We start from the raw sequence: 10,814 nt of genomic DNA, 5'->3' as shown, positions 1-10,814 counted from the left end.
AAGCAGAAGAGTATTGAGCTATTTTTTGCCATCACCCAGAAAGAATGAGGGTAATAAAGCAATCCGGATGGAGCCATTGGAATGAAACAGCAAGAACAAAAATGTTCGCTTTAAACAGGTTGGCATGAAAAATCGAGCGGGACCTTTTATTGCAAATAATCACAAATTTATCTAAGTTTGTCATCACCTATTACGACTAACGTGAATCTTAAAAATGAGATCGAATCTAAATATATCCTTCAGCGCCTACAGCAGGGTGACAGGCAGGTGTTCGACCTTATTTTTAAATCCTATTGGGATCCCCTACTCATCTACCTGTCCAAACTGGTGAAAGACCAGACCGATGCAGAAGATCTCCTGCAGAATATTTTCGTCAATCTCTGGAACAAAACTCAATCGTCCGAAATACAGGATATTCACGGCTGGTTATATGGGGCTGCCCGCAAGAGCGCTCTTTTCTATCACCGCACGCAAGGCAATCAAAAAAAACTGATTGCATCAATTTTGGAATATATCGACATAACCGGATTTTCATTGAGCGACCAGCAGCAAGGTAAAGAGCTGCAGCAGATTATTGATCGTGAAATTGAACGGCTCCCAGCAAAAATGAAAGAGGTATTTCTATTGAGCCGACAGGAACAACTTAGTTATAAGGAAATTGCAGAACGTCTGGACATCTCTGACCAAACGGTCAAAAAACAGATCAGCAACGCACTGAACATTCTGAGAAATAACCTCAAGAAACAGGGGCTCTATTCGCTTCTGCTCCTCCTTCTCATCGACTTAAAATAAATTTCATTATTTTTTACTATTTATCTACCACCAAATACGTTTTGGTGCAACTATACTATAAACAATGGCGCTCATGGAACAGAAAAACATTGCGGAAATCTTATTGAATTACGAACTCGGTATCAGTTCAGCGGAGGAAAACCAGCTGATAGAATCGTGGTACGAAGCGCAGCAAGCTGTGGAATGGGAACTGGATAGCGCCACAAAGGAAGATCGTAAAAATGCCATACTCCTTCAAATCCAACAGCAGCTTGATGCAAAGCCAGCCTCGCGTAGGTCACTGTACAAAAGGGCCGCTTGGATCAGTGCTGCAGCTGCTGTCCTACTGATCGCTTTTGCTTTACTCTTTATCCCGCGTGGACAGTCCCATCGCGATACCCTAGCGGTGATAGATCAATTCAAACCCGGACAAGTAAAGGCCATCCTGAAATTGGAAGACGGATCAAGCATCGCACTCAACGGGGGCAAATCGGGTGTAAAGATCGTCAACGGAACAGCCGTCTATCTAGATGGTTCGCCTATCAGCGACATGGAATTGCAATCGCGCGAACTGACCGTTGAAGTTCCCAGGGGTGGTCAATATCAAGTCAACTTGCCGGATGGAAGTAAAGTATGGCTGAATGCTGCTTCGACACTCAGCTATCCAATGCAATTTTCTGCCGCCAAGCGGGAAGTCTCGTTAACAGGAGAAGCCTATTTTGAAGTAAGCAAAAATCCACATAAACCCTTTATCGTAAAATCCAGAAACCAGGAAGTTCAGGTATTGGGCACCACATTTAACATCAACAGTTACGACAACCACGAGTTTGTGGAAACTACGCTGCTTGAAGGTTCGGTCAATGTAAATCAACGCCTGCTTGTACCCGGACAGCGATCGCTCATCTCTAAGACATCGATCCAGATTCTACCGGCCAATATCGAAGCAGCGACGGCCTGGAAGAAAGGATATTTCCTATTTGACAACGAACGGCTCGGTGCCATTTTGGCTACACTTTCGAGATGGTACAATGTAGATTTTGAATACGAAGACTCCGCTACGCAACAGCTTGTGTTTTGGGGCTCTATCGACAAAAATCAATCGTTGACCAGGACGCTTACCTTTTTGGAAAGCACCGGTCAATTAAACTTTAACTATCGTAACGGCAAAATAGTTGTCCAAAAAAAATAAATAACGAAGCCTTTTTAATACTGAAATCTAAACACATTAACCTAAATCACAGACTCGATGAATCGTCTAAAAAACTTGCTTTTGGTCACGTCGCTTCTCGTTGGCAGCACAGTCGTTGGTCAACAGCTCAATTATCAGGGCAAACCTACGCTCAAAGAACTTTTTTCAACGATCCGACAACAGACAGGCTATAACATCATTGCTTCAGGCAATCAGATCGACCTCAATACAGTTGTCAAAGTTCAGGCAAAGGATAAAGCCTTGCGTGATGTTCTTGAAGAAGCCTTTAAGGATTTACCGTTCACCTTTAAAATCGTTGGAAGAGAGATCACCATTCTTCCGCGGGAGAAAAATGACCAACAGCATCAAAAACAACAGCAACCTACCAAACAGCTTTTTGTGAACGGAACTGTACGGGACAAATCCGGCCCGGTAGAATTGGTAACCGTCTACAACAAAAGCAATGACAAAGTCACCTTTACAAATGATAAAGGCGCTTTTAAGATTGAGCGAACGAATCATACCGATACCTTGGTTTTCAGTTCGGTTGGTTACGAAGAAAGGCAACTCGCTGTAGCCACAAGCCAAAGCATCATTAACATGCAGCTTTTGCAGACACAAAACCTGCTTGATGAAGTCAGCGTACTGTCGTATGGACAAGAGGTATCCAAGCGGTTGAATACAGGTTCGACGGCTAGCGTCACAGCGGCCACCATTGAGAAAACACCGACTGCAGATCCGCTCATTGCCCTTCAAAACCGGGTTCCGGGTATGCTGATCAATACATTAAATGGGCTTCCCGGCATACAGACTCAAGTGCAGATCCGTGGCATCAATACTGTCAATCCAGATGGGGAAGCGCGACAACCCCTATATATTGTTGATGGTATTCCTTTCAACAGCAATTCACTTGCCTACATCGGTGCTAACGGCGTCACTAAGTCCTATTTAGGTGAGAGTCCTTTCAAAAGTATCGACCCTGCCTCGATCGCCAGTATTGAAGTGCTTAAGGATGCTGATGCCACAGCGATTTACGGGGCCCGAGGTGCAAATGGCGTCATCCTGATCACCACCAAACGCGGTAAGGTAGGCCGTCCGACGATCAGCGCCGATTATTACCATACTTTTGCTTCTATTGGGAATTATGTAAAAATGCTCAATACCGCTCAATATCTGGAAATGCGACGTGAAGCTGCAAAAAACGACGGTGTTGAACTTACGCCCAATGACTATCCTGATCTGCTGAAATGGAGCCAAACCGAAGACCACGATTGGCAAAGGGAATATTTTGGCAATGTGGCCCATACTTCCAATGCCGAGCTATCGGTATCGGGTGGCTCTTCGGGTTTCAACTACCTCCTTGGCGGTGGATTTAGGCGTGAAAACACCGTTTACCAAAAGAAAAACGGTCTTTCCGTTGGTAACTTTCGCAGCAATCTTGACTACAACAGTAGCGACGGTAAATTTAAAGCATCCCTGTCGGCAAGTTTTGCAACAGATAAAAATGAGGTCATCCCACTTTCATTTACCAACTTCCTGACTCTGCCTCCGAATTATCCGCTATACAATGCAGATGGGAAACTAAACTGGGCTTTTGACAACCCCGTCGCCGCATTGGAACGTACACTCGAAAATAAAACAAAAAACCTCATCAGCAATATTGCGTTAAGCTACGAAGTGTTACCCAATCTGGTCGCCAAAGTCAATACCGGCTACACACGCATGAAAATGAACCAGCTTGCCATCAATCCAAGAGCGTCATTCAATCCGGCAGATAACATACCGGGCAACAATAACCTGACCAATGCCAGCACCGCTGCGTTCAATTTTGAGCCACAGCTAAATTACGACCTGACCGTGGGGCGCAGTTCATTCCGTGCCCTTCTCGGTGGAACTTACATTAACCGAGTCAATTCGGCACTTACAAAAAATGGCACGGGCTATTTGGACGACAGCCAGATTAGAGATATCAACGCTGCGCCAATTATTAATATACTGCCATCGGAATTCCAGTACCGTTTCCTTTCCGGATTTGCCCGTCTAGGGTACACATTTGACCAAAAATACGTGATCAACGCAACCGTCAGACGTGACGGATCTTCCCGCTTCGGTCCAGGAAAAAAGTATGGGAATTTTTGGTCCGTCGGCGCTGCCTGGATCCTCACTGAAGAACACTGGTTGAAAGACAACCAGTTTGGCTTAAGTTTTGCCAAACTACGCGGCAGCTACGGGCTAACCGGTAACGACAATATTGGCGATTACTCCTATTTTGTCAATTACGAACGGATATTCGACAATTATCAGGGACAGGGATACTTGCCAAAAAATCCATTCAATGCAAATTACCATTGGGAAGTTAACAGAAAGCTTGACCTAGCTGCTGAACTAGGTTTCTTAAAAGACCGTATTATATTTGAAGTAAATTATTACCGCAATCGATCTGGTAATCAGCTCGTGGGTTATGGGCTTCCTACGCAGGTTGGGTTTGGTTCGGTCAATCAAAATCTGGATGCCAATGTACAGAATAGCGGTTGGGAATTTAGCCTGCAGACCACACCAATCAACACCTTGGCCTTCACCTGGAAGACCAACTTTACCATGAGCATCAACCGCAACAAACTCCTGTCTTATCCCAACCTTGCAAGCTCATCCAATAGCCTCTTATATCAAATTGGCAAACCATTAAATCTGATCTGGGGGTATGAATATCTAGGCATCAACCCGGAGAATGGACAGCCGAAATTTCGGGATGTCAATGGTGATGGTTTTATCAGTTATCCAGATGACCATGTCCCACTGGCCTCTGGTGTTCCGACATTCTTTGGTGGTTTGGGCAACTCGTTCAATTACAAAAACTTTGATCTTGACGTATTTTTTAGTTTCAAAAAGAACAAGCATATCTACAATTACCCCTTTACGAGCGCGGGAAGTTTAACCAATGCCCCTATCACCGTATTGGACAGGTGGCAGCATCCCGGTCAGGAAGCTAAGTTTCCGGCCTACACGACCAATTCTAGTACCATGTCGGACTACAATTCATCGAGTGCCAATTTTGTGGACGGGTCATACATCCGCTTAAGCAATATTACACTAAGCTACTCGATCCCTGGTAAAATGCTTGAGAAGCTAAAACTTAAAAACCTACGCGCCTATGCCACTGGAGCCAATCTACTGACCATCACCAGTTATAAGGGTACAGATCCAGAAACCGGCGTGGACATGCCGATGCTGCGCACGTTTACGCTAGGAATACGGACTTCATTTTAAACCATTTAGACAACGGACATGAAAACCAACTATATTAAATTATTCAGCTTTCTTTTACCTGTTGCCGTAGCTACAAGCAGTTGCAACAAGCTGCTGGAGGTGACACCAAAATATATCTATACAACCGACCAAATCTATGCGAATGACACCATGGCCGACAGTGTGGTGGTCGGGATGTATGGGCGATTTGCTGCTAATCAAAATGATCTTTCACTGAACACGGGATTATCTTCTGACGAGTTGATACCCGGTGTCAATAGCTTCAACCCAGGCTATAGTTTTATGTACAGCTACAACCTCAATCCCTTTTCGGCGCAGACCAATGACTTTTGGGGAAATCTATATTCCATCATTGGGGTTAGTAATGCAATCATTGAAGGCGTTGGGCAATCCAAGGGCATGACACAAGCGGGCAAAGATGAAGCTATTGGTCAAGCTAAATTTATGCGTGCCCTCAATTACTATTTTTTGGTCAATCTCTATGGCGATGTTCCTTTGGTGCTGACGACCAATTACCCGGAAGAACGTCTCAAACCGCGCGCAACGGCAGCGGCAGTGTATACGCAGATCATTCAGGACCTGGAAAATGCCAGCCAGCTTTTAGGCTCGGATTATCCGGGCGAGCGCGTGAAGGCAAATAAGTGGGCTGCATTGGCCCTGTTGTCGCGCGTATACCTATTTACCAAAGACTGGACAAAAGCTGAACAGGCCTCCAGTCAGGTGATCGCACAGTCGCAGTTGTTCCAACTGGGCCAATTTGACCGTGCAGATGGGGCTGAGCCAATGGATATCTTCACCAAAAACAATCCCGAACAGATTTTACAACTGTGGAACAGTATGGGCGCCTCCATTGGCGTCGGTATAAAAGGAGAATTTGCAAGCTTTGGCGTGACTGAAGATCCAACGGGTCTTTTGCAAGCCTTTGAGGAGAACGATAAACGGAAAGAAAACTTTGTTCGTTTTGAAGAAACAGTAAACGGCTATCAGATCAATAAATACCGTTCGGATGGCGAAGCCGGATCTGCCAACAATGAGTATACATCGGTGTTGCGTCTGGGGGAACAGTACCTCAACCGTGCCGAGGCACGTCTGGAACTTGGTCTGCCAACCGCTGTTGATGATATCAATATCTTACGCAGGCGTGCGGGACTTTCGGATTTATCCAATGGTTTAACCAAATCTCAGGTCAGTGCAGCGATCGTGCAAGAACGCCGTGTCGAACTCTGTTTCGAATGGGGCGACCGTTGGTTTACCCTCAAACGTTTGGGACTAGTGGATAATGTGATGAAAAAAGCAAAACCGACCACCTGGAAGACGTTTGCCCAGCTCTACCCTTTACCGACCGTTGAGCTTCAAAATAACAGGCAATTAACGCAAAATCCGGGATATAACAACTAAACACGATATACAATGAGAGTTACGCTATTAGCTTTTGCCTTTCTTTATTCTATATGCTTCGTTAAGGCGCAGGAAAAAGCAACCTACCACCTTCAGGGAACGCTTGCGGGCGTACCAAAAAATCAACAGGGAAAACTGTTTCTGCAACGTTTTGGTTCCGATCTCCCGCTTGATTCTGCCCGGCTGGAACAAGGTCATTTTCGCTTTACAGGTACTTCCGAAGGACCCGAAATCGCGAACCTATTTTACATGGATGCTGCGGGGGAACGATCTGAAACATTGGATTTTTATCTCCACCCGGGCAAGATTAACATTCGGGCCCGGTTTGGTCAGCTCAATCAAGCGGAGATTGCTGGCTCAGCACTCAATACCGAAGCCAGAAGTTTTGACAAAGCAAACGAAATCATACTCGACAGCATCAATACCTTGATGGCTGCCTATTTCGAGGCTGAGAACGCCTTCGCTCAGGATAGCTTTCGCATGGACTCGCCCGCCCGGACAACCATCAACACCATTGACGCGAACCTCAACAAATGGTCTGCGGCACTACAGACAGCACAGGTTTACTATGTGCAGCAGCATACGGATCATGTACTCAGCCTTTTTAAATTACAGGCACTACTGAAAGATTCCAGCAATCAGCAACTGGTATCGGAGCTGTTTGACAAACTTACGCCTGCCCTTCAAGATTCGCCATTGGGCCAGGAGGTCCAAGAGCAGCTTGCCAATCTTAAAAATCTAAAGATCGGTGATATCGCACCAGCGTTTGCATTGGCCGATACTACCGGTCATCAGGTGAAGCTGTCCGACTTTCGGGGCAAATATGTACTCGTTGATTTCTGGGCCAGCTGGTGTGTACCCTGCCGTGTGGAAAATGAACATGTAGCAAAAGCCTACGATGCTTTTAAAGCTAATGGGTTTGAAGTATTGGGTGTATCCACAGATTTCGCGCTCAGCAGCTGGAAAAAAGCCGTGTCGGACGATGGCATGACCTGGACCAATGTAGTTGATCCGGATGGTCAGGTGAGCGCAGCGTATCATATCAAAAGTATCCCCTCCAATTACCTCTTGGATCCCACAGGGAAAATCATCGGCATCAACCTACGCGGCGACGCCCTTTATGAAACACTAAAAAACATATTCTAATTCGCAATTTTATCACAATTATATGCATTTAAAAAGACTGCTCTACCTTTCGCTGTTAGGTTTTAGTCCGGTGCTTGCCCATAGCAGTGGCACCCCCGGAGCGACGGAAATCGTATGGACAAAACACGAAGCCGATACCACCGCTTTACCTTTTGACAAAAGCGTCCGTTATGGTAAACTGGCCAATGGACTCACCTACTACATCCGTAAGAATACCGAACCCCAAGAACGTGTTTATATGTATCTGGTCAACAAGGTCGGATCTATCCTGGAGAACGAAAAGCAGCGTGGGCTAGCGCATTTTCTAGAGCATATGGCCTTCAATGGTACGACGCACTATCCCGACAACAGCCTGGTTGACTACCTGCAAAAAAATGGGATCAGCTTTGGTGCCGATATCAACGCGTATACCAGCTTCAATGAAACTGTTTACCAACTGCAGCTGCCTTCCAATGATGGCAAACTTGTTGGCAACGGCTTTCAGATTCTTCAAGACTGGGCACAGGGTATCAGTCTGACCCATCGCGAAATCGACAAAGAGCGTGGCGTGATATTAGAAGAAAAACGTGCCGGCAAGAGCCTGGGCGAGCGCATCCAGGACAAGACTTTACCTGTCGCGCTCAATCATTCCCTGTATGCCCAGCGTATTCCAATTGGTACCGAAGAAGTCATCCAGCATTTCCCTTATGAGGAAATTGAACATTTTTACAAAAGCTGGTACCGCCCCAACCTGCAAGCCGTTATTGTGGTGGGTGATATCGATGTCGACCAGACCGAGCGAACGCTGAAAAAACAGTTTTCGTTGCTCAAAAATCCTTTGCAGCCGACAGCGCGAAAAACATACAACATTCCACTGCAGGGCAAGAACCAATTTATGGTGGTGACAGATCCAGAAATTACAGCAACCTCCGTTGCGATCAGCATCAAACACCCCGAGCGTAAGTTACAGAACCTCGCCGACTATAAGCACAACCTGATCAAGACCTTGTTTAACAGCATGATGGCGGGGCGGTATAGTCCATTATTTCGCATGGCCAATCCCCCCTTTTTGAGCTGTGGCGCATCATTGAGTGGATTTATGGGTGGGCTAGATGTATTTCAGATCGAACTCACGGCCAAACCAGGTCGTCTGAGAGAAGGTTTTGACGCTGTGTGGCGTGAACTTTTGCGGGCGAAACAATATGGCTTTACGGCCACAGAACTACAACGCGCCAAGGATACCTATATGAGCCAAATGGAAAATATGCTCGAAGAAAAGGACAAGATTGCATCCGAACAATATGTACAGGAATATATTCAGCATTTTCTGAATGGTGTAGCCTCTCCGGGTATCGATCATGAGATGAAATTGACGCGCGAAATGCTTCCGGCGGTCAGCCTTTCGGATATCCAGCAGCTCTTGCAACAGTATCTAACTGATAGCAACCGCGATATTATTGTGACTGCACCTGAATCGGATAAAGCAAATCTACCGAAAGAGGCCGATATCAACAGTTGGATCGCTACGTTGTCCAAAGAAAAACAGACGGCATTTACAGAAGAAACAAGCGATCTGCCACTGCTCAAACGGGAAGCTCAGTCCGGTACGATTGTTAAAGAAGAAAAAGACAGCAGGTTAGGAACCACGACCTTGACGTTGAGCAACAACATCCGGGTACTCTTAAAACCGACCAACTACCAAAACAATCAGATCACCTTTCAGGGATATTCCTATGGAGGAACATCACTTTACGATGATCGAGATTTTCAGAGCGCGACCAATGCCGTTGGTCTTATTGCTGCCAGTGGGCTGGGCAACTATACTGCAGACCAATTTGAAAAATCATTAGCCGGACGGACGGCCTCGGCATCCCCATTTATCAGTGAGACTGCCCAGGGCGTGAGCGGCTATGCCAACAACAAAGACCTTGAACTTGCCCTGCAAATGATGTACGGGTACTTTACACAACCTCGCCTGGACACCACTATTGTTGCGGGTATCTTGGCCAATGCCAAAGACGGGCTTAAAGACCGCGACAAGAATGGAGACGCTGTATTCCAAGACTCGGTCATGGCCATCCTGTCGGGCAACAATTTTCGTCGCACGGGTTTAACGATGGAAAAGATCAATCAGATCAATCCTCAGCGTGCTTTGGAAATCTACAAAGAACGTTTTGCCAATGCTTCGGGGTTCAATTTTACTTTTGTGGGCAGCTTTGATATTGAAAAAATAAAGCCATTACTTGCTAAATACATTGGTGGACTACCCAACATATCATCCAAGGTACCTGCTTACCGTAATTTAAACATCCACATTCCTGCAGGAAAGATCGAGAAAAAGCTGGCGCTAAGCAAAGAAGACAAAGCGATGGTTTATCTTGTGCTCTCGGGCCCGTATGACTATAGTGAGGCCAATAATATGGCTTTGCAGGCCTTTCGGGAAGTCTTGGATATCCGTTTGTTGGAACGACTACGTGAAGAAGAAGGTGGTGTGTATTCGCCATCGATCCAGATGGACTATAGTAAGCTTCCGGACGCACGGTATACGCTTACTGTAGCCTTTAGCTGTTCTGTGGCCAATGCGGACAAACTCGCGAAGTATTCGCTTGAGGAAATTGAGAAATTAAAAACAGCAGGACCTTCTGTTGCCAATCTCGACAAATTCAAAGCGAATGACAAACTAAACTACGAATCCGCGCTGAAGACAAATGATTTCTGGTCGAATTACCTGTACAGCAACTTGTACAATGGCGATGATATGTACCGTATTTTTGAACGTGCATCGATGCGCGATCAGCTGACCCCAGCGCTAGTTAAAGCTGTTGCCAAACGCTATATCAGTGACCAAAACGTCATCAAGATCGTTCAGCTTCCGGAATTAAAAAAATAAATGCACGCTGGCTATTGACCTTTCATTATCGTTAAAAGCACTGAACTAAAGAAAGCCGTAAAGATGTATATTCTTTGCGGCTTTCTTGTTTACTGACGAAAACTCTTGATTGGCCTAAAAAATAAATTGTCTATCCCCGGAATTTATGTTTTCCCATCGATGATTGCAAGCAAC

Annotated in this window: 6 protein-coding genes; all 6 read left to right on the top strand. The window is 45.7% G+C overall.

The genetic code is table 11. The annotated features are described in order from the left end of the window. Positions 1 to 177: 177 nt before the first annotated feature. The 6 genes from QE382_RS08415 (at position 178) to QE382_RS08390 (ending at position 10,640) form a co-directional block, all read left to right on the top strand. The gene (locus tag QE382_RS08415) at positions 178 to 792 is read left to right on the top strand and encodes an RNA polymerase sigma factor (protein WP_307185492.1); all 615 of its coding nucleotides are present in this window, start codon (positions 178 to 180) and stop codon (positions 790 to 792) included. A gap of 73 nt (positions 793 to 865) precedes the next feature. After that, positions 866 to 1,960: a FecR family protein gene (locus QE382_RS08410; RefSeq protein WP_307185491.1), complete on the top strand. Its 1,095-nt coding sequence runs from the start codon at positions 866 to 868 to the stop codon at positions 1,958 to 1,960. Positions 1,961 to 2,017: 57 nt separating this feature from the next. Further along, complete coding sequence (locus tag QE382_RS08405) at positions 2,018 to 5,227, top strand: SusC/RagA family TonB-linked outer membrane protein (protein ID WP_307185490.1); 3,210 nt, start codon at positions 2,018 to 2,020, stop codon at positions 5,225 to 5,227. An 18-nt stretch (positions 5,228 to 5,245) separates the two neighbouring features. Then, positions 5,246 to 6,625 carry a RagB/SusD family nutrient uptake outer membrane protein gene (locus tag QE382_RS08400; protein WP_307185489.1) on the top strand — a complete coding sequence of 460 codons (1,380 nt, stop codon included), beginning with the start codon at positions 5,246 to 5,248 and terminating at the stop codon, positions 6,623 to 6,625. A gap of 12 nt (positions 6,626 to 6,637) precedes the next feature. Next, positions 6,638 to 7,771: a TlpA disulfide reductase family protein gene (locus QE382_RS08395; RefSeq protein ID WP_307185488.1), complete on the top strand. Its 1,134-nt coding sequence runs from the start codon at positions 6,638 to 6,640 to the stop codon at positions 7,769 to 7,771. Between the two features lie 22 nt (positions 7,772 to 7,793). Next, entirely contained in the window at positions 7,794 to 10,640 is a 2,847-nt protein-coding gene (locus QE382_RS08390) for a M16 family metallopeptidase (protein ID WP_307185487.1), read from the top strand. Positions 10,641 to 10,814: the final 174 nt, after the last annotated feature.

The sequence above is a fragment of the Sphingobacterium zeae genome (assembly GCF_030818895.1).
GTDB classification, from domain to species: domain Bacteria; phylum Bacteroidota; class Bacteroidia; order Sphingobacteriales; family Sphingobacteriaceae; genus Sphingobacterium; species Sphingobacterium zeae.
Note: the sequence above shows the minus strand (reverse complement) of the source record. Positions and strands in the feature narration are given on the sequence as shown.

Excerpts from the sequence above, each read along its gene's own strand:
- QE382_RS08410 (WP_307185491.1), top strand. The coding sequence starts at position 866 with ATGGAACAGAAAAACATTGCGGAAATCTTATTGAATTACGAACTCGGT.
- QE382_RS08395 (WP_307185488.1), top strand. The coding sequence starts at position 6,638 with ATGAGAGTTACGCTATTAGCTTTTGCCTTTCTTTATTCTATATGCTTC.
- QE382_RS08400 (WP_307185489.1), top strand. The coding sequence starts at position 5,246 with ATGAAAACCAACTATATTAAATTATTCAGCTTTCTTTTACCTGTTGCC.
- QE382_RS08405 (WP_307185490.1), top strand. The coding sequence starts at position 2,018 with ATGAATCGTCTAAAAAACTTGCTTTTGGTCACGTCGCTTCTCGTTGGC.
- QE382_RS08390 (WP_307185487.1), top strand. The coding sequence starts at position 7,794 with ATGCATTTAAAAAGACTGCTCTACCTTTCGCTGTTAGGTTTTAGTCCG.